Here is a 21,243-nt window from a genome sequence, read left to right as displayed (position 1 = left end):
AATGGGTACCCTTATAAAATTAGAATTAAGAAAAGTATTACTTAAAAAAAGCATTCTAATAACCTGGGCAGCATCCTTGTTATTAGGAATGTTATTAATCCATAATGGTACGGTAAGTGATATTTATGCGGATGTTTTCTTTAAAAGTTATGGTTATACACCTATAATGGGGCTCCTTATGTTTATGATTTTGTCCGGTTCTTATACTTTAGAATATAATTCGAATATGAATGAACTTATAAACACAACAAGAAATGGTAAGAGAAAATTAGTGATAGCAAAGGGAATAGGAGCAGGTTTAGCAACATCCATAGTAAATATATCTATTATTATAGCAATATACCTGGACGGTCTTAGGAAAGCTGATTTTAAAGGTTTGGACATGCCCTTAAAAAACCTTTGGTATTTTAAAGGAATAAATTCAAATTTAAATGTCCTTCAAATGATGCTAATATTGATTATTACCGTAATCATAGCTTCTTTTTTCTTCTCTCAGTTAGGATTATTTTTATCATCGATCAGTAAAACTGCTTCGATAGCATTTATTTTTGGTGGTTTAATAATGGGTCTTCCCTATATAATAGCACCTTTTTTACCAAGTAAATTTATTGTTATGACTCCATTATGGGGAATGATGTCTTCACAGTTAATCAAATATCAGGCAAGTGCCGGAATAATGGTAATGCAAGGAGTGATATTTATAGCAGGATATTTCATTCTACCTAAACTCACATATTCTGCATTTACGAAAGAAAATAAAAGATAAAAGAATCAGGTGGGATAATATTAAATAACATTGAATTGGAGGAACTTGTGACAAATAGTTTGTTTTTGTTTAGTATAATCATTTTATTTATTGGGTTTCTTTTTATGGGAATGAGTGGAGTGTCCTACAGATGGAGAGCTTTTAGAAATAAACCGGCATGGAATGGAAATACTTTAGTCTTTTTAATCATAGGACTTATATTCTTTATTGGTGGTTTAATAATGGTATATATGTTTTATCCCTATAAATAATAAAGTTTCAACAAAATATAAATAAATTTTAAAAAAAGAACCAAATTTAAAAAACTTGGTTCTTTTAATATATTTTGTATTGGGATATAATTAAAAGAGATAATAGGACTAGTGTGCTAAAACACCGGAATTGAGGTTAATATGGAAACATCATTAAGCAATAAGAAAATATTAATCATAGATGATGAAGAAGATATATTAAAGTTATTATCTATGGTTCTAAAAAAAGAAGGATTTGAAAACATATATACGGCTGAGGATGGGGAAGGTGGGTTTACGTTGTTTAAAAGAATTAATCCGGATATCATTCTTTTAGATATTATGCTGCCTGATGAGGAAGGATATGAAGTCTGTAAAAGAATCAGAAAAACTTCCAATGTACCTGTTTTATTTATATCAGCAAAAACAGAAGAAATTGACAGAGTACTGGGCTTTGCCTTAGGGGGAGATGATTATATAACAAAACCGTTCAGTACCAAAGAAGTAGCCTATAGAATAAAAGCCATTTTAAGAAGAAGCGGTTATAATGAAGAAGAAAAAAATAAGAATACTATATTAAATCTTGGGCCTTTTCAAATAGATGAGGAAAAAATAGAAGTTAGGAAAGATGGAGAACTTATAGAATTAAAACCGAAAGAATATAAAATGTTTCTATATTTGGCAAAGCACCCCAATCAAATCTTAAGTAAAGAAAAATTGTGTAGTGAAGTATGGGGAGAAGATTATATAGGTTTTGATAACACAATAATGGTGCATATCAGAAGACTTAGAGAGAAAATTGAAATGGATCCCTCGAATCCGAAGTATATTCTTAATATAAAAGGATTAGGATATAAATTTGTTTTAAAGGATGAAACCCTATGAATTGGAAAATTACAGGCAGGTTTATTGCAACTATAGTTTCCGTCGCTGTTATTGTAATCGTTATTAACATTATTGGAGTAGCTCTTCTTATATTTAATGGTGGCAGAAATAATCTTGCAAATGGTATTGCTTATTCTTCACCAGAGGACTTTACAAGGGAATTTGAAATATATCTGATGGAAGATAAAGATAAAATCTATATTAGTAGCGACGGTGAAAAGCTTTTGCAAAAAAAAGAAGCTTGGATACAGGTTTTAGATGAGGCGGGAAATGAAGTTTATAACTTCCAAAAACCTATGAATGTGAAAAATCATTATACACCTGTAGAATTGATCCATGCATATAAATATATTTCAAGCGAAACTATGTCCACTATATTTGTAGCTGAAAAAAATCTTGGTAATAGAAATTATAGTTATATTATAGGATTTTCATCCGAAAAGATTAAAAGAAACGTTTTCTCCTATGATGTTTATAATTTTGATAATAGCTTAAGAATTGGCATTTATATAATGATATTTCTGGATGCCCTTATTGCTTTATTGTTTGGGTATTTATTCAGCAGAAGGCTTACAAAGCCATTGGTTAATATTGTTAAGGATGTTAAAAGCCTATCAGAGGGAGAGTATAGTTTAGAAAGAAAAGAAAAAGGAATTTATAAAGAAATATATCATAATATAAATAATTTATCTTCAAAACTGGAAAGCAATGAAATAGAAAGAAAGAATTTAGATAAAATGAGAGAAGAATGGATATCAAATATTTCTCATGATATAAAAACCCCACTGGTTTCCGTGAAAGGATATGCGGAGATATTGTCTAGTGAGGAATACGATTGTACGAAAGAAGAAGTGAGAGAATATAGTAGAATAATAGAAGAAAAATCGGATTATATCAAAGAACTTATTGATGATCTAAATTTAAGTACCAGATTAAAGAATAAAGCTCTTACTTTGAATAAGAAACATACCAATATTGTAAGTCTGGTCAGGGGAGTTGTAATCGATATTTTAAATAATCCACAAAATAGCAATGTGGACATAGACTTTTCAGCAACAAGAGAAGTGATTGATGTAGATATTGATGAAATATTAATAAAAAGAGTTATCACAAATATTTTATATAACGCTATCGTTCATAATGATGAAAATGTGGCAATAGAAGTTAAGGTAGAGAGAAAAGACAGAGTGCACATTTTTATAAAAGACAATGGAAAAGGCATTCAGGAGGAAGAGTTAAAGTATATTTTTGAAAGATATTATCGGGGAACCAATACAGGAAAACGACATAAAGGTTCCGGACTTGGAATGGCAATAGCGAAGGACATCGTAGAAACACATGGTGGAATAATCAAAGTGGAGAGTGAACTTTTAGCAGGAACTAGAGTTGAAATAATTTTATAAGCGATTAGAAATTAGATTAGAAATTATTAGAGGAGTTGATCTTAGTGAAGGATTATGATTCATTAGAATCAATAAAACAATCAATAGATAGCAATAATATGGTTTTGATTTATTTTGGAAATAAAACCTGCGGAGTATGTACGGACTTAAAGCCGAAAGTAGAAGAAATGCTAAAGGAGTTTCCAAAGATTAAAAGTATTTATGTAGATGTGGATAAATCAAATAATATAGCGGTATCTTATAACTTTTTTACCGTGCCCGCCATTCTTGTATTTGTTGAGGGAAAAATTACAATTAGAGAAGCTGGATATATTAGTGTACGGGATTTAAGCAATAAAATCACAAGGTATTATAAATTATTAGAACTGTAAAAAGGACAGGATTAAAGAAGATTAATTACTTCTTATCCATTATTGTGTAACCCGCCTAAATACTAGATATGGGGCTGTTTTTTTGTAAAATATTAAGAAATATGATGGAAAATTGACACATTTATAACAATTTTTAGAAGTAAATTTAGTAACAGTAAGGAACCAAGGAGGAAATAAGCTTTGAGAATAGTCAGAAGTAGAAAACAACAAGTTTATTGTAAACGAGAAGAAAGGAAGAAGCCATTACAATACAAGCTGGCGTGTATATTTACTATACTGGCAGTGTTGTGTTTTCTGCCAGTATCCCGGGCGGATGCGGCAGCAGCTTTGTCCCTTTATAATTACCAGACAAAACAGGATTTTAAATATACAGATCAGCAGGTGGTCTATACCTATAATGGTAAGAAAATTGCAACTAAAACACCCGGTATTATCATTGATGGTTCATCCATGGCTTCTTTTAAAGATATTTTTGTCAGCTCGCCAATAAAAATGAAGCATACTTTTAATGAGAAGACAGGAAAGTTAAGATTAACTTCCGGCGGTACCGTAATGGAAATGACATTAGGAAGTAAAACCGTATTGCTGAACGGAAAAAAAGTTACGGCTCCCCTTGCTCCGGTTAGAATAAAGTATAAGGAACAAAAAACCTCCAAGGTATTAGTACCAGTCAGATTTGTGGCAGAGGCTTTCGGATATTCTTATCAATGGAACAGCAGTACCTCCATCGCGTCTATTACAGGTGGTCTAAAGTTAAACTACGGCGATAAGGACGTTAATTATACCGGCACTCAGGGAAAGGTAACCTTTGACGGTGCTGAGGTTCCTCTCAATACCATACCGGTAATGGTTGTGGATGATACAGCTCTTCTTCCAGCTTACAGGGTATTTTCCCAATCTCCCATGAAAGTATCTTATTCCTATAATAAGGACACAGGTGAGATAACTTTAAAAAAGGGAGATATAAAAATTCAATTGACCGTTGGAAGCAAAATGGCGTATGTTAACGATAAAGCGAAGGTCATGGACACTGCTCCCTTATTTGTCAAGAATCTTCAAAGCAAGGAAAGCTGTGCTTTGGTTCCGGGAAATTTTGTGGCTACCAATCTGGGCTTTTCATATACCTGGAATAATAGTATGAAAACGTCACAAATTACGACAAAGAAAATAACGAATGAAAATAATGGAACAAATAACGGTGGCAGGGATAACGGAAATACTGGTGAAACAGGGCAAACAAAACTGCCGGATATTACTTTATTCCAGTGGGGACTTTTACCGGAATTGTTAGAAAACTATACAATTGCCAGTAATGCGGTTAACAGTGCTGAAGTTTCACAGGATGTTGTATCAACAGCCTTTATTGAATCCGTAACCCAAACCCAGATTTTAAGTAGTTCCAATCGAAAAGAAGTATACACTATTAAGGCAAATTCCCCCATAAGCAAAACAACCATAACAGAAGAAGGAAATATCCTAAAACTTCTTATAAATAATGCTTACATAAATAATACATCCTATTATCTATCCGGCATATTGGCAGGAGAATTTAACGCCGTTTACCATGCTATTGAAAATAATAGTGAACTAAGCTTTCAATTATCAAGTACAGATACCAAATACGCTGTTGATTTATCCGAAGATAAATGTACCATGACTATAACGCTGTTCCCTAATTATGTAAATGCCATAACGGCAGGAAGGAAAAATGGAGAAGAGTTTGTAGAAATAACAGCCATGGAGGATATTTCAGTTACCTTAGCTGAAAGTGGTAACTATCTAATTTTACAACTTCCCTTTACTATAAACGGAGTCGGAAATAATAATGCAGATTCCTCTTCTCTGGAAGGCGTAAGGGCAGTAAGTGTTACTGGTATCAATGATTATACTACCAGCATTACTATCGAAAAATCAGAAGTTTACAGCTATAGAGTAGACCGAAACCAAAATACTTATACCGTATTTTTAACAAAATCCTCCGAACCCGGAAATAGTGGAGAGACAGAAAACAATATAGAAAATGCCTTGCAGTTTAAATTACCAGCAGGCGTTATCTTTAGTGATATTACAACAGAAGACAGATATCGTTATTATCAAAATAAAATCGCGATTTTACTGCCTGGAGATCGGACACAGTTTTATGATGAAAACCCGGTTACCGTATCCGCAGGGGTGGTACAGGATGTTACCGTTGCTTATGTCAACAACCAGACAGAAATTGTAATTGAAACCTCAAAGCTTCAAGGCTTTAAACTTTCCGAGACGAATTATGGAGTTAGTGTTAAACTTGGTGACCCAAGAGATATCTATCAGAATATTGTACTTTTGGATCCGGGTCATGGAGGTAATGCAGCAGGAGCTACCCGCACTTTAAATGGTGTAAAGATTAAGGAAAAAGACTTAAATGAGCAGATTCTTTACAATCTTGCAAAAGAATATTTTAATGCACCGGATTCACCGATTAAAGTATACTATACAAGATATGGGGACGAAGTCAGATATTCCAATATAACCACGGAAAACTATGATAGAGCGGCACAGGCAAAACGGATAGGAGCCGATTTATATGTAAGTCTTCATATGAATTCCAATACAAAAACATCACCAGCGGGAACAGAGGTTTATTATAATTCAAAGAACAATAAAGCCAATGGAAGTGGCCTTACCAGTAAAAGGCTGGGGGAAATGCTGGAGACAGCACTGACACAAAACCTTGGAACGATAAACAGAGGAGTAAAGGACAAATCACTTATTGTAACAAGAGAGAATTCCGTACCCGCCGTACTGATTGAATTAGGGTTTATGTCAAATCCACAGGAGCTGGAATTATTAAATGATCCTGTTTTTCAGGAAAATGCAGCTAAGACTATATACGACACCTTATGTCAGGTATTTGAAGAATATCCAACAGGCAGATAGCCTGAGAAGGGCCCTAAATCACAGGGAATGAAAAAGCGTTAAACTTCTACAGCCAAAGTGGTGTATTGAGTTTTTGAGAACTTTGGCTATAGGCAGACGTGTTTGATATTGATGAACTTAAGGCCAATTATCCAAGTGGTTTAGAAGGCTTTTACAATACTGCTATTATAGTGGGAAAATTGAAATATGAAGGTGAAATTAAAGAAATTCAAAATAGTGAATTTGGACATTTTAAATTTTTAGGGGTGTGCGAAGAAGAATAAAGATTTGGATAAACAGTACCATTTTATATTAAACAAGATTCAAAATAGGAGCAGCGGTACAATCCGGAACAATTTTTTCTTCAACCAAATTTACATAGTAAGGCAATGGAAATGTTTGTAAATATATATTCGTGAGAGGAGAATAATAAATGAAATTTATAAAGAAGTTGACAAAGCTAATGATGTTTTTACTATTAATATGCATGCTTTTTACAGGGTGTAAAAATAGAAAGGAATCGGAGATACCTACGGAATCCAATCATATAGAAAATACAGAAGAAATTGAAAGCAGTAGTACAATACCGGATGAAGAACCTGCTAAAGAGGAAGAAGCAGATTCTACACCTAAAGTGAATGAAAGTGAAACCCAAATAAAGCTGGAAGACGATAATTCAATAAAAAAGATATACAAAGAGGATTTATCGACAGAAGGTGAGAAAGTGGTGTTTGGTTTTCGGGTTGCTGATTCTAAAAAATCAGTATCAATTTGCATGGCAGATGATGAAAGCTACATAGTTTATCGATTTGGTACAATGGATAACATAGAATTAGAATTTCCAGAAGACAGAGAGAATTCCTTTATCTATTTTACCTATTCCTATTATTTAAGAGGCGGTGGAGTTGAAAATGCAGGCTTGGATCTCAACAGTTTTAAATTTAGCAATGGTGGCTATCAGTATCAGGTCTATAACGATTACGATGCAGAAGCTGGTATAAAAGCGGTAGGTATTAGAGTGACGGAGGAAAAAACGGGTAAGGAAACTGATATAGCTGGAGACAGTAACACTGTTATCGGTAGCATGCTACCCTTCCGTGACATGGAAAAAATAGTAGTAGAATAAAGACTTATATAATTTAATAACGCAAGCAATATCAGAATTTACAGGAGAAAAGATGAATATGAAAGAGCCAGAAATAATATTAGAAAGTTGGTCCCCATGTTGTGATGTACAGGCTTTTGTTGAGAAGAGCGAAAGCTGTTATTATTTTTATCTTTGGTTTCATCCGGGGAAAGAGGAGGCGTACATAAAAAGCTGCTGGATAGCAAATGCCTGTCCGGCACCCGAAGAATTGAATATGGAAACTATGGACAAGGGTACAGCTCCTCCAATGCCACGAAAATGGATTTCACATAACGTAAATGGTATTCAGCTTAATCCAAAAAACTTAACGGTTGAATGGTTTGAGGAGGGTGATGGGGCTGCTTTGATGTACCGTGATGATATTTTATGTGTAATACCAGGATGGGGTGGTTTAAAGGATTTTTCTGGATATGCAAAATATATAGTTGGCATGACTCCATTTGCGTGGGAGATAACGGATGCTAAAAAGACTTTGAGGGAACGAATTCATAAGAGCCATGAGTTTTGGAATTATTTAGGTGACGATTTCTGGAGAGATGTTCAGCAAATGCATTTAAAGGTTTTGGAAGATTTTTTTGGAACTCATGAAAAATACTATGCAATAGATGGTGGTAATTTCCCTCCCAAGGCACTGATTACCGGACGAAAAGGGAATGTTTTCTATGGAATCACAGCGGGTGTCAGCCTTTTACCAATGCCTCTAGTGGAACAGTATTTTCAGGAAGATGCCCAAAATTTTAGAAGAATAGAGCTTGGGTTTGCAGCAACGGAAAAATGGCAAGATATCTGTCCAAAGATGTATTCGTTTTTATCCAGTATTGCATGTCTTCCATGGAATGAAATAAGTTTTCTGGGACATGGTCACACGATACCATGCAATGTGATCCAAGGTTATAGTGCCATATGGTTATTGAATGCAAGGGTTATGAAAGAATTTTCTTCTCCGATTTATCCCGAATTTAATGGAGATGAGGTAAATCTCCTTTGGGTGGTTCCGGTAAAACAGGAAGTATATGAGACAATTATAGAAATTGGAACAGATGAGATGTTGAAACAGATAGATACCCAAAACATACATATATTTAATTAAAAATCCAAATTATCAGGGATAGCTATAAGTATTCGATCTGGTCGGTGGACTAAAATAAAGTACAGCAATTTATATTTGATAGGAAATTAATAATTAGTGAGGTGCGGTGCTCATGTCATTTAAATTGTTAGAATATCAAATGCCTTGTGGTTGGCAAGTATCATTTTCAAGTAATTGGATACATAAAGAGGAAGAGGATGGCGGTGAAAATATTTTCTATACGCCAGATAGCAACTTAACAATTCGAATAACTTCTTTTCACGCAGAAAAACAAGGAATTTTAGCTCCTATTGAAGTAATGGAAAATGCGTTTATGCGAACTATACCTAAATCTGCGAACCCGAAAGAGATAATTCAATATACTTTAGATGGCTTTTATTCAAAAGCTTTTGAGGATATATATACAGAAAATGGTACACTTGTGTATCGTACATGTATTTGCTATTATGCTGCAGGGGAACTTCTGTCCATAAATGTATTCAGTACAAGCAAGGAAGAAGGTGAAAATTCCTTATCATTTCTCAAGACTCTGCGAAAAACCACTTGCTAAATTTTTGTTTGCTGTTCAGATAATGTGTGTTTGTTCCAGCAGGTAAATTAGAACGAAGCTACATAAAATCAATATTTTTACTAAAGGAGTGGTACTTTGACAGAGGTTTTGCAGGACTATTTGAACATATATCAACGTTTTCCTGTACATAGCACATGGAAGAAGAGTGATCGAAAAGAAAGACATCACATGCTAATGGATTGGCAGAATTGCTATTATTCACAAATGCCTGATATGGGAGAAATTCGTTCGTTTATTAAATGTAATCCTGATTTAGTATATGAACGGCCTTTTTTCCTAAAAGTATTAGTACCTTGCATTTATGAGGACATTGAAAATAACAGTATTGATGCTATCCGCTTTATGTTTGAAGATGATAGCGATCATTACATTGGTACAACCAGAGATTTTGTGGAAATTTTTTGTGAAGCATCCGACTGGGCATATACTCCTTTTGATGTGGCCGGATTTATATTGAAGAAGGAGCCGGATAACAAAACCGTGCTGCATTACAAATATGTATTAATGAGCAGAATCATTGGTTTTACCATACATGAAGTTCCTTATGGCATTTTGAATGGTATGAATGGCGCTGAAAAATCCGCAATACCAAAAATGTTAGAAGACTTAAGCGAGTATGAGCAGCTATGCAGTGTGCTGGGAGAAAATCAGAAAGCATTTATTGACTTATGTCGTAGGCTCTATTTGGCTTGGGACAAATATCTTGATAATAAAAGAAGTTACAGTCATTTTGCGGAGTATTTAGATAAACACCATATTTGTTATAAGGAATAGTATCGTAATATAATTGATAAGTATTACTCTTGTAAGTGAATTTTATTACTCTAAAATATAGAAAAAAATGATATTTGACGAGGTTGAAAAAGCCATGGAAATTACATTTGAGTATTTAAATAAACTGTTATCAGAGACAAATAGCAAAAGAAAGCAATTTGTATATTCTGTAATTGATGAAACAGATGCCGAAATAGCATACATGAATTCTAAAAAGGATCTATGTATAGGACGACAATGTGGCTTAATGAATGAACTGCGACTGCAGCAGTTCAAAGTGCGAGAACAACCTCAATTAAGAAAAGGGAGTAAAAATTACCTGAGGATAGTAAAAAAAGACAATCGAATAGCAAAAATCGATTCGTTTATTAACGGAAGAATCGATGTTGTATTTTTACCTTATTATGAAACAGATATGAGATATTTGTTTCCCTTCTTTAATAATGGAGGATCCTATCCAACTTATACATATGTCACAGTATATGTTGACGGTATGGTTTCGGAAGAATATAGGGTTAATTCACATCAAATTGTGTATGAACGATATGAGAAAAAGGATACAAATAAAGTGTTATATTCACGAATAAACTATGTTCCCAATGGAACTCATAAAGTTTTAGATTCAGAAAAAGGAATTATTGAATATAATTCTTCTATAATTTATACTAGAATTGAAGGAAAAACCTGGATGGATGACTAGGAGGATGACAATATGACAGAGCGGCTTGAAGAACTAAAGAAAAATCAAGCTTGCCGTAATCTCTTAAAACACATGCCGTCAATCAAAATGATTGGTATTGCAGAGAGCAGACTATATGACAATTTTTTGAATGATTCTTTTGAAGATGCACTTTCAATAAGTAAAATTTCTTGCCATACAAATATCAATGAGATAATAATTTGGTTACATAATTCATTGGAATTGAAAACAGGAAAAGAATATATCTTTTTTGATGAAAACAACCATAAATTTGTCCAAATAGAAATTTTGGATATAGTATTGGGAATGGAGCAGTTGTTTTTACATAATCTCATAAGAAATAGAATTGATGGTACAGCAAAAATGGTAGGCCATACTTATGGATTTTGTTTGTTGGATTGTACTAATAAACTGCTTATAGATGTTTGCTGCGATAGTAGTGATGAGTACAATTATCAGATATATTTATCTTATTTCCAATAGGAAAAATATTAATTTGATTAATAATATAATTTCGCTCCTGTATGGGAATTAAAACAAAGCTATTAGGAAATTTGTTTTTTATATAATTAGGTAACGAAAATAAACGATTGAGGTGATGTGAGTGAAAAAAAGGACGACTCTGCCAAAGAATTTTGAAGAGCTCCTTGAAAAGGGCGATTTGGACGAGCTGAAAGCGGTCTACTTGAAATGCGATGTCAATGCAAGATATAGCCGTTATTCTTCAAATGCATTTGCAATGACTCCATTGCTTAAGGAATTTGCCTGTTGGCTGAAGGAGCAGGGAGCGGATATTAACGCAATGGATTACTATGGAAATCCGCCGCTTTTTAACCATTGTAGCTTCTACAACGGAGATGCGGAACTGCTCATTACGTTGGGTGCTGATGTGAATGCACTGGGACGCAATAAGGAAACTCCGTTGCATCAGGCTACCCGCTACGGGAGGATTGAGGCCGTCAAGGTGCTTCTCCGGTATGGAGCCAACGTCAATGCCAGGCATGATGACCGGGTCTGGAATTGTGCTCACACGCCACTGGAAGTGGCTCTGTTGGAGAAGAGAGTTCCTCTTGATACTCTTGCTGCACTATGTAAGCTGCTACTGGACAACGGTGCAGAGATTACCGGAACAGTCAGAACTGCCATTACAAAAATCGGCGAGGAGTTTGAGTTCCGAAAGAGAGGGTATCAAAGTTTAGAAATGCTGGAACTATATAAAAATTCTCTCCAGTGGTTGTATAAAACCTTTGGAGTCACGCCAGTGGAACCTATCGAAACCCATGATGGGGTTTCGCCAATCATAATACAGGAAACGGATTTTACAAAGCAATATAATAAGCTTTGGGAATACCTTGTTCCGCCATCTGGATGTGCAAAAACAGCGCAGGGAGAGGTCATACGAATAGTTGGCAAGGTATCCCATGAAATTTTAGAAAATGGAGGCATGAATTGGGACAGGGATTTTGATAAGATGCTGTACATTCTGCCCAAATACTTTAAAATGGGTAATTCGTTGCCCCAAAATGATATGGAAGAGGTAGAGCGGCTGATTACAAAAATCCATAGCGACACAGTTGATGCTCCTAAGAAGTTGACCGAGTACGCGGTAGATTGGGTCTTATTGAATAGAAATGTGATTGATGTCATACCACCTTCTTACAAGAGATAGGTAATTGTGGAGGTAAATTAAAACAGGTCACAGACTTTGAAATCCTTGATCAAATCAAGGATGATCCGGAAATTGATAATTTAATGATTCAAATCCTGGTGAATTGTGAACGAAAGAATGATATTATCTATTGAATTGCAGCTGGGCACTGGGATAAAAATGAGAATTCGCTTCTGTAGGCGAATTAAAACAAAGCTATAGAAATTTTATATAAAAGGTGGTTGCATTATGGAAACGGTAGAATTAACATTCCAATATACCCAAGGTGAATATGTGAAAGCAAAGAGACAGCATATAATTGCAAGCAAGACAATTACCAAAACGAATGTTGTTGTGCTTGCTGTATATTTATCCTTTTCATTGTGGTACTTCTTTTCATCATTTAGCGTGCTAAGTGGTTTTTCTTTAGGATTTGCGTTATTTGCTCTGATAGCAGGATGTACCTTATACTTTTACGTACCCATTCAGCAGTTCAAGAGGACATCGAAATATCACGAAGAATATAATTTAACATACACTAAAGATGGTATTCTATTTAAAACTCCCACCATCCATTCGGAATTAAAATGGGATATTTACTCTGAATTTTGGGAAAGTACCGATTTTTATTTCTTAATTCAAGTGTCGCACATTTATACTCTTATACCCAAAAGAGCATTTCTGAATCTCGCCGACCAACAAGCTTTTGAGAAAATGGCATTATCAAACTTAAAATGCACTAAGCGTATATTATGAGCTATAGACTAAGAAGGCAGACTAAAGAGGCACTTTTGGGAGGAGAATTTTATGTTTGTGAGTAGTAATTTAGGTACTATACAATGTATCACTTTTTCAAAATACGAAGAACAGATTAAAGAATGTATAGAGTACAATCATAATAATGAAATATGGTGTAGCTGTACGAATGATTCTAATGACTATCCCTGCCTTGCTATTCTTGTAAGAGGTGAATATGCTGTCGTGAACTACTTTTCAGAAAATAATAATGAAATGTTTTCATCTGTAGGAGACTTATCAAAAAATGATGAAGTTGAGTTTGAAGACGGCCAATATGAGGTAGCCGCTAATCAGGTAATACCAACAATGGCGGCATTGGAATGCGCACTGCAATTTTTTCACACTCAAGAAAGACCGTCCTGTATTGAATGGGAAGAACTATAATTTTGTAGAGATATGAGCAGCTATGGGAAATGAAAGGATAAAATATGGAACAGTGGCAGGCACATTATTGTGATGGCAAACACAATTTAGATTGTATAATTGAAAATCATTACGGTGACAATGACACCGAGCAGCCTCTTAAAATGTGTATTGATGGCGTTACTTTTTATGGGATGGATTTTGACGATTGGGAGTTGTCTGAGAATGAAAGTGCCGCCAATATAGACAGAGCGTTACATAAATTCTTGCTTTTTAAATATGGAAGCAAGGAGGCGGGATATAGATTTATGCTCCAATCTTATACTTTGAGCATAAAAATACCGACATATAGTTATTCTTTGAAAAATCAGTGCAGAATCTCTGCAGAATTGGAGGTTGTTTTTTCAATCGGAAGTAATGTAGAACTAACAGGTTCTTATTATCTTTTGGATGGAGAAAAGGTCCGCCCCGGTAAAACTGCTTGTAAATCATTTCGCTTATTAATAGGGAACGAAATATTTGAAGCGGAAAACCCATCTACTTTCTTTGAAACATCTTTTCTTTCTGTATGTAAACAAGTAAACGGGAAATATTACCTATGTAATTGTTTTGGATGCCTATATGCTGATTATTCTCCTTACGGACAAAGCAATATGGGAACTATGCTATGCTTTTTTGATGTTGCAGAAAAGTATCTTCAAGTGAATGGAAAGTATGGAGAGAATTTAAATGAGAATGAATGTACCATTTGGGATGTAATAAATCAGGGTAGGATTTGTCAGGAGGTCGGACTTTGCGATAAATTTGTTCCACGTGTCGATTGCTTAGGAGGATACCGCGGCTTGATATACACATAAGCATACGCTTCTTTAAGTGAATTAAAACAAAGCTATAGGAAATTTATATACTGTGTAGGGATGAATGGAGGAGATAATAGTGGAAATGAATGACCTTATACAAAAATACTTTGGTATGTTTAAATTTATTGATAAGCCTACTCAAATCAGCATTTCATCAATAGTAGGGATAACACTTCCTCAAGATTATATTGAGTTTATGCAAAAATATAATGGTGGGGAAGGTAGTGTCGGTAAAGAATCATGGTTGATATTATTTCCACTGGAAGAATTAGATGAAATAAACGAGGACTATTGTACAGATGAGTTTCTTCCCGATCATTGTATTATAGGTTCCTCCGGTGGTGGTGAATTATTTGGTGTGGATACAAATGGAGATTACTTTGCTGTTCCGGCAGTTTCAATGTCTAAGGAAGATAAGATTGATTTAGGGAACACATTTGTTAAGTTTATTCAGAATTTAGATACATATCTGAACTAATAGTTCAGAAGTAAGAATTAAGCATTCGTTTTGCAGGCGAATTAAACAAAGTTGCAGGAAAGTTAACATAATTTCGGCAAGTAAGGACAAAGAATAATGAATAATATAAGCAAAGATATAAGCATTTATATAGATGGTTTGGGAATTGTATTTTATTCTCCGGATATGGTGACAGATATTGCAGTCGGCAATAACTTTTTAATGCAGGAGTTTAATCGCCCTGCTGATATTGGAGCGCACATCCGAAAAGGTGATATAACTGCTTTCTGCACTGGGACTCCCGGACAATTTAAATTGCACTTTAGAAGTGGATATCCCGATGAAATCATAAACGAGGAGTATCCTGTAGATATACGTCTTGGACTTCAAGTGAAAGGCGGAAAAATACATGTTATTGATTTGTATTGGCTTATGGAATTTACACCAGAATGTCCCCAGGAACAAGTAGTAGAAGTCAAAGATGGTTTCTATCATATCACGGCACTCACCAGAAAGCCTGATTCAGGAAGATGGGGAGATAATCAGACAATTTATATTTACCTCAATGAACTCCCTGAAATGCCAGACTTAACATGGAATGGGGCACCATCGTTGTTTATCGAATAGGATAGGCTTGAGTTGATAGGATGGATATTGACTGTTTAAAGGATCGAGTAGATGGAACAGAAGCTCAATATATTATAAGATAAAGACGAAAGTAGAATTGGAAATGTAATAATAAAATAAGAATTCATTCATTGACTTTACTGTGTCGATTAACTATAATATTACTATATTTTGGTAATATAATTTGTGCCTATTGTTTATACTTCTGGTACCTGATTCTGGAGGGAACTATAATATGTTTATTAATTGCAAAAACAGAAAGAAACCAAAAAGTATCTCATTAGTTTTAAGTCTATTCCTGCTATCTCTGCTTTCTGGATGTAAGTTAAAAGAAACTGCTAACGAGTCCAATGACCAAATTGTTTTGGCACCGGAACCCACCAATACTGTGGAAGTTTCCGACAGAACAGAGGAAGCTGATTCAAATAAAGATGAAGTAACCATTGCACAGTCTGATGTTCCTGAAACTACGGAAGATCCTAAGATTGAAGATTTTTCTGAAATGGACAAATATTTTAAAGATTATACTTTTGATGTTTCATATGATGAAAAATTGGAATTTTATGAGCGAACTTTTGGTATTCAAGGTGCATATGACTTGAATGGGGATGGGGAAGCGGACAGTATAAATGCTGTACTAAAAGCGAACTATGAGGATGGCTCTTATTTAGAGATAAATGGTATAAAAGTGACATTAGATCCATTCAACTCATCCGGTGAAATGCAGATTATCGATTTAGACAGCAGGGACAGCTATGTGGAAGTTGCTATTTTTGATGAAGGACCAAGCGGGGATCCTAATTTTATATTCTTTCGATATGATGGGAAAGAGCTTTATTCTTTAGGTTCAATCGATAGATATGCTTTGATGGATGGACAGGGAAAGTTCATATCATGGTTCCATTTAGCAAATAATTTCAAACCACAATTCTTTTCTGCATGGGGAGAATTTAAGAACAATAAATATGTTATAACAAATCAAGATGTAGAACAAAACATTGGAAAAACCTATGAACTTAATGGTACCGGCTATTTTGTACCCTTGGATAAAAATCCAGAGAACTTTTTTGATTATGCGATATGGGATTTTGAAGCTATGAGGGAATTTAAAGCAACAAAGATAAAGCTCCTTGATATCCATATTGAACCGGATAATCGGACTCTAAACTGGTTCTATGTTGAACTGCCGGATGGTGAGAGAGGGTTGCTGTATTTTTGGATAGGAGATTGAATTTAGGCAAAATATTTTAGGTATTTATGAAAGGAACTTGAATTAGATGTGAAAATTGATTCTTTCTATAGCATAAAGTATAAGAGAACTCTTATTCTTTAAAGGGTAGTCAGTAAAGATTCATAAAATTGCACAGATGAGAAACCACAGGCATCAGGATAAAAAAGTCCTGGTGCCTTTGCTTTAATAAAACATAATGACTCAGGTAATAATAAAAAAGTTAGTTTCAACTGTTTTTCATCATTCAATACTTTATACAATAGTTTAAAGTATTGAAAAGTTGAATGATACTCATTGTTTTCGTAGACCCTATTATGTAAAAACTGTATACATATATTTGCTAATTTAATGGGAGATTCTTTTGTCCCATTCTCTATCCATGTGTAAAGCATTTGGGTAATTCTTTGAATAGTTCTAGTTTTTCAAATAGTAATGAAACAAAGGAATTCTAATACCATCTTAAGTTCTGCTTTAATCATCATTCTTCCTTATTAGAATTCTAAAGATGATGTTTGATAAAACCATTGAAATTAGAGCAACAAAAAACATGCTTGTAAACATTTCAGTTTTAAATATAAAACTAAGTATAAAGCTACCGCCAAAATATATCGCAAGCATAATAATAAGGTTTTTGAGTTCTCTTTTTATTCTTGTTTTCATATTAATCTCCATTTCATTACCTTCGCTGGTGGCACAAAGGGAAATAATTTGTTTTATCTTGGATAGAATATGGCGTATTACGAAATTTTACAATGGTAATACATATAAATAAAAGTAAAACGAAGGCAACTAGAGGTTGCAGAGCGTATTATCTCTTATAATCTAGAATAATAACCACTGTAATCGGGGCGTTGAGTTTTATGTCTATAACTAAAAAATAATGTACTTTATAATTGAATAGAGGAAATCCTTGCTGGATAAGGAATTGAACGATAAAGTACATTTTTAGAGAAATGTACTTTATTTTATTTTGAACTTTATTTTTAGGAATAATATAGTTCATTTATTAAGACGGAGTAGAGTAGCTGCAGAACAAAAATAAAGTTCAAAATTTGACGAGCATATAGAAGCTCAGAAAGAAAAATAAGTAAATTTTATATAAGTAAAAAGGAGTGAAATTCTGACTGAATACCATGAAGAGTATGTGAGGATTCTCTTGGAAAAGGCAACGATTTATGATAACCACATCATTGTTGAATTCAAGTCAGGTATTGAGATACCAATAGAAGAATAAGTAGAAATGCAAAATCACACGTAGCTATTATTGAGTTGCGGGTTTAGTTTGTTGTGGTACTATTGTAAATTGAAACCAAATAGTTTACAATATTTTTAATAATGTTATATCAAATACGATGAACGTTAGGTCAAATAGGCTTCATTCTGCCTAATGGCAATTTCAACTAAGCGCTTTGGATATATGGTGTGTGATGGTACGCTGTGGGAGATAGAACTTTCATATACCAATGGGCATAAACCGATAAGATTTGATGGAATAACTCATACCCATATAACTTCAACAAGTTTCAGATGCTATTTGGAATTTGCAATAATTGGGAGAGTAAGGAAGATAGAAAGGAGGAGGTTAATTTGGGTATAATCAAAATGAAAGATCTTTCGTATGATGAGCTACGTGCTTTATATAGGAATTTTTTACATAGTCAGAATATTTCAAAATTAACAATTAACACTGCATATGTGGACACATTCTACCTTTGGAGGAAAGGTAGCAAAGACCTCTTTTGGAATACAGTGACAGCCACTGATTTTGAGAATGAGGCTAAAAGTGAATTAATGAGAGTTCTCTCTGAGAACTCGACCGGTAATGTCAAATCGCTTGTTAATAGTTACACGTCTCATCTAAGAAGGTTTCGTTTATTCTTAGCTTCTGATGAAACTACTGAGCTATTTGTGCACAGAGCGGAAAAGACTGTGCGCCGTAAATATACTCGTAAGAAAAAAATGGATGTTGATGTTCCTTATCCATCAATTGAACAGGTTGAGCTTTATCTTAAAAAATGGGACGGGCTTGAAAACTACCACCTTCAGGAGAAGGCACTTAATAAGTTATTCTTTGAGCTATGTCCAAAGAATACAGATGTTATTGATGTTCTTTTGAAGGCATCAACGCTTAACGATTTTTATAGTACAAACATTTTCTCAATTTATCCTGTGGCTAAGCACATATGTGCTTTAGATATTGATGCGAGATTAAAAGCTGGTGATGTTACTCTAGTTAGAGATATCCAGCATATTACTATCAATGATACAGAAAAGAAATTTTATTCTTTTGCTACAAAGTATTGTAGTCATCACAATCCACTTGATTATCCGATTTATGATAGCTATGTTGATGATGTGCTTCGATATTTTAGAAATCGTCATAGTTCCTCAGAATTCTCAGATGATGATTTGAAGGACTATGTTAAATTCAAAGGCATATTGATTGATTTTCGTTCCTTCTATGGCTTGGATAAATATAACCTTAAGCAAATCGATCAGTATATTTGGCTGCTTGGTAAGACTTACTTCCCGAAAAATTATGGAAAGAAAAAGAAGTAATGTGGAGGTGTTATTATATATAATGTAGATGCAAGTATCATGGAGATAATTTTATGTTATCATGATATTTTTGAGGGTGAAATGCCAGATTTAGAAAAGGAAATCAAAAAATTAAATATGCATAAGGCAATATCGATTATATGTGAGTTAATTAGAGCGAGAAATTACTCAATTAGCGTGAAAACTGAATCGATAGTGAAAATAGAGTTGGAAGTGCCATTTGAAATGGTATTGAAGAGAACATTATGTGACATTGATGCACCCTCTCCGGAAGAGTTGTTTTCTAATCCGCTTCTTACCAAGAAACAACATATAATATCTCTCCAGATGTTGCTGATTCTCCTGAAAAAGATAATGATATATGGAGAATATTCAACAATGAAGGAAAATAGTTATGTAATCAGTATTGATGATTATCGGAAGATAGTGCAGCTGGAACTTATAGTTGCTGAGAAAATCAATAATGAATTTCATGAAGATAATGTTGACATGAATCATTTCTTATATGGTACATATCATCTCAATTATGATAGGAATGTAGCAAATGAATTTTTGCGGACATTCTATATGTTTGAAAAGGTTAGCCAGGATATTAACAACTTTGATAAAGATATTCAGGGCGAGTATAGAGATTATTATAATACCTTTTTAAGAAAGTATGGGTATACCATCACCCAATACATTGCTGTGCTCTTTTGGGAATTATCAGATTATTATCCCTCGAAAAATGCACTATTATATAGAAGTATTTGGCGTAACGTTGATGAGATATACGGAAATACTGGAGTGGCGAGTATTGCTCATGATGTGATTTTTGAATTATCGAAATGCGTTGAAGAATACCAGGAATGGGCGAAGGAATCTGAGAATAGGCTGTGGGATTTCCAGGAGTTTTCTGCTTTTCCGTTCATTCAAGATGGAAATAGAAACTATATATCTATTAGTGATTATACACTCAAAAATACATTTTTTGAGAAACTGTATTGGAAAGTCAGAGACTGTTATCCAGAGAGTGATAGTAGGGCTATGGCTTTTTATGGACGGTTATATGAGAAGTATATACAAGTATTAACCTGTACAGCTGTAAGCAATGATAGTAACTTTCAGTATATTACGGAATTTACGTATGGAAGTAATAATTCAAAGTCTTCTGATGCCTATATACGAAGTGGGAATAATCTTTTAGCTGTAGAGGCAAAAGGATTTTCAATATTGATTGATAGTCTTGTTAAAAACACGAGAGTTGAAGATAATAATAAAAGGCTGTTCATTAATCCAATACTCCAAGTGGATGCATGCTTTTATGATATTGAAAGCAAGATGGATATTTTTACTGGAGTAGATACGGTATTTATTGTTTCCGTTACTATGGATAGCGTAAGTGCTGTTCCACATTACCTTGAAGATACTTTTAATAAAATTCTTAAGGAGAAAAAATCGACAAAGACCAAATATTTTTATAATCTTAATATTGAAGAGTATGAAATGTTAATGTTCTTAGTTGAAAAGCAAATAGATATTTTTCAATTTTTGAAAGAATATTTTGAAAATCAAAGAATCATGCCTTTCGCAACTTATTTGCATAAAAAAATGAAAGGGCAAAAGATATCAATGACAAAATTTATGAATTCAATATACCAAGAGGCCTGTAATAATATTAAAAATATTTATGAATTGGAGTAGATTATTTTTATACAATGGAAATAGATAAAGTTGTCGCAAATCTTACTGAACCAGATATATAGCGTTGTGCAGTTGTAACTTTCCATGAAGTTTATTACTAATAATCATGTTGATAGCAATATCTGGAGGTCAGAGCTATACAGTAAAACTAATATAGATTATATTTAAATATTTTAGGGGGG

The 21,243-nt window shown here is 33.9% G+C and carries 22 protein-coding genes; 21 read left to right on the top strand and 1 reads right to left on the bottom strand.

The window, feature by feature from the left end; all coding sequences use genetic code 11:
- The first annotated feature begins 1 nt into the window (after window position 1).
- The 19 genes from RT261_RS13685 (at window position 2) to RT261_RS13595 (ending at window position 16,819) form a co-directional block, all read left to right on the top strand.
- Window positions 2-766 carry a hypothetical protein gene (locus RT261_RS13685; RefSeq protein WP_313133278.1) on the top strand — a complete coding sequence of 255 codons (765 nt, stop codon included), beginning with the start codon at window positions 2-4 and terminating at the stop codon, window positions 764-766.
- Window positions 767-1,158: 392 nt separating this feature from the next.
- Window positions 1,159-1,881: a response regulator transcription factor gene (locus RT261_RS13680; protein ID WP_313133276.1), complete on the top strand. Its 723-nt coding sequence runs from the start codon at window positions 1,159-1,161 to the stop codon at window positions 1,879-1,881.
- On the top strand, window positions 1,878-3,284 hold the full coding sequence (locus RT261_RS13675) for a sensor histidine kinase (RefSeq protein ID WP_313133275.1): 1,407 nt from the start codon (window positions 1,878-1,880) through the stop codon (window positions 3,282-3,284). Before RT261_RS13680 ends, RT261_RS13675 begins: the two co-directional genes overlap by 4 nt.
- 44 nt (window positions 3,285-3,328) lie before the next feature.
- Window positions 3,329-3,655, top strand: a complete 327-nt coding sequence (locus RT261_RS13670; RefSeq protein ID WP_313133273.1) for a thioredoxin family protein — start codon at window positions 3,329-3,331, stop codon at window positions 3,653-3,655.
- Window positions 3,656-3,835: 180 nt separating this feature from the next.
- Complete coding sequence (locus RT261_RS13665; protein WP_313133271.1) at window positions 3,836-6,574, top strand: N-acetylmuramoyl-L-alanine amidase; 2,739 nt, start codon at window positions 3,836-3,838, stop codon at window positions 6,572-6,574.
- 98 nt (window positions 6,575-6,672) lie between these two features.
- Window positions 6,673-6,837 carry a hypothetical protein gene (locus RT261_RS13660; protein ID WP_313133270.1) on the top strand — a complete coding sequence of 55 codons (165 nt, stop codon included), beginning with the start codon at window positions 6,673-6,675 and terminating at the stop codon, window positions 6,835-6,837.
- A gap of 149 nt (window positions 6,838-6,986) precedes the next feature.
- Window positions 6,987-7,679: a hypothetical protein gene (locus RT261_RS13655; protein WP_313133269.1), complete on the top strand. Its 693-nt coding sequence runs from the start codon at window positions 6,987-6,989 to the stop codon at window positions 7,677-7,679.
- A gap of 58 nt (window positions 7,680-7,737) precedes the next feature.
- Entirely contained in the window at window positions 7,738-8,790 is a 1,053-nt protein-coding gene (locus tag RT261_RS13650) for a suppressor of fused domain protein (protein ID WP_313133267.1), read from the top strand.
- A 112-nt stretch (window positions 8,791-8,902) separates the two neighbouring features.
- Entirely contained in the window at window positions 8,903-9,340 is a 438-nt protein-coding gene (locus RT261_RS13645) for a hypothetical protein (protein WP_313133265.1), read from the top strand.
- A gap of 96 nt (window positions 9,341-9,436) precedes the next feature.
- Complete coding sequence (locus RT261_RS13640) at window positions 9,437-10,135, top strand: hypothetical protein (protein ID WP_313133264.1); 699 nt, start codon at window positions 9,437-9,439, stop codon at window positions 10,133-10,135.
- A 94-nt stretch (window positions 10,136-10,229) separates the two neighbouring features.
- Window positions 10,230-10,835: a hypothetical protein gene (locus RT261_RS13635; RefSeq protein WP_313133262.1), complete on the top strand. Its 606-nt coding sequence runs from the start codon at window positions 10,230-10,232 to the stop codon at window positions 10,833-10,835.
- Window positions 10,836-10,847: 12 nt separating this feature from the next.
- Complete coding sequence (locus RT261_RS13630) at window positions 10,848-11,318, top strand: hypothetical protein (protein ID WP_313133261.1); 471 nt, start codon at window positions 10,848-10,850, stop codon at window positions 11,316-11,318.
- Between the two features lie 202 nt (window positions 11,319-11,520).
- Window positions 11,521-12,504 (top strand): ankyrin repeat domain-containing protein, encoded by a 984-nt coding sequence (locus RT261_RS13625; RefSeq protein WP_313133259.1) that lies wholly within the window; start codon window positions 11,521-11,523, stop codon window positions 12,502-12,504.
- Window positions 12,505-12,732: 228 nt separating this feature from the next.
- Window positions 12,733-13,239 (top strand): YcxB family protein, encoded by a 507-nt coding sequence (locus RT261_RS13620; RefSeq protein WP_313133258.1) that lies wholly within the window; start codon window positions 12,733-12,735, stop codon window positions 13,237-13,239.
- 51 nt (window positions 13,240-13,290) lie between these two features.
- A complete protein-coding gene (locus tag RT261_RS13615; protein WP_313133255.1) occupies window positions 13,291-13,665 on the top strand; it encodes an Imm1 family immunity protein in 375 nt (124 codons plus the stop codon).
- A 44-nt stretch (window positions 13,666-13,709) separates the two neighbouring features.
- Window positions 13,710-14,501: a DUF6304 family protein gene (locus RT261_RS13610; RefSeq protein ID WP_313133253.1), complete on the top strand. Its 792-nt coding sequence runs from the start codon at window positions 13,710-13,712 to the stop codon at window positions 14,499-14,501.
- An 85-nt stretch (window positions 14,502-14,586) separates the two neighbouring features.
- Entirely contained in the window at window positions 14,587-14,982 is a 396-nt protein-coding gene (locus RT261_RS13605) for an SMI1/KNR4 family protein (RefSeq protein WP_313133334.1), read from the top strand.
- 96 nt (window positions 14,983-15,078) lie between these two features.
- The gene (locus RT261_RS13600) at window positions 15,079-15,588 is read left to right on the top strand and encodes a hypothetical protein (protein ID WP_313133251.1); all 510 of its coding nucleotides are present in this window, start codon (window positions 15,079-15,081) and stop codon (window positions 15,586-15,588) included.
- Between the two features lie 235 nt (window positions 15,589-15,823).
- Entirely contained in the window at window positions 15,824-16,819 is a 996-nt protein-coding gene (locus tag RT261_RS13595; RefSeq protein ID WP_313133250.1) for a hypothetical protein, read from the top strand.
- Window positions 16,820-17,290: 471 nt separating this feature from the next.
- On the opposite strand, the gene RT261_RS13590 is transcribed toward RT261_RS13595, so the two are convergent.
- Window positions 17,291-17,479 (bottom strand): hypothetical protein, encoded by a 189-nt coding sequence (locus RT261_RS13590; RefSeq protein ID WP_313133249.1) that lies wholly within the window; start codon window positions 17,477-17,479, stop codon window positions 17,291-17,293.
- A gap of 927 nt (window positions 17,480-18,406) precedes the next feature.
- Here RT261_RS13590 and RT261_RS13585 point away from each other — a divergent pair.
- On the top strand, window positions 18,407-19,378 hold the full coding sequence (locus RT261_RS13585; protein ID WP_313133247.1) for a PD-(D/E)XK nuclease family protein: 972 nt from the start codon (window positions 18,407-18,409) through the stop codon (window positions 19,376-19,378).
- A gap of 81 nt (window positions 19,379-19,459) precedes the next feature.
- Window positions 19,460-21,061 carry a hypothetical protein gene (locus RT261_RS13580; RefSeq protein ID WP_313133246.1) on the top strand — a complete coding sequence of 534 codons (1,602 nt, stop codon included), beginning with the start codon at window positions 19,460-19,462 and terminating at the stop codon, window positions 21,059-21,061.
- The last annotated feature ends 182 nt before the right edge of the window (window positions 21,062-21,243 follow it).

This window comes from Anaerocolumna sp. (assembly GCF_032079385.1).
Lineage (GTDB): Bacteria > Bacillota > Clostridia > Lachnospirales > Lachnospiraceae > Anaerocolumna.
Note: the sequence above shows the minus strand (reverse complement) of the source record. Positions and strands in the feature narration are given on the sequence as shown.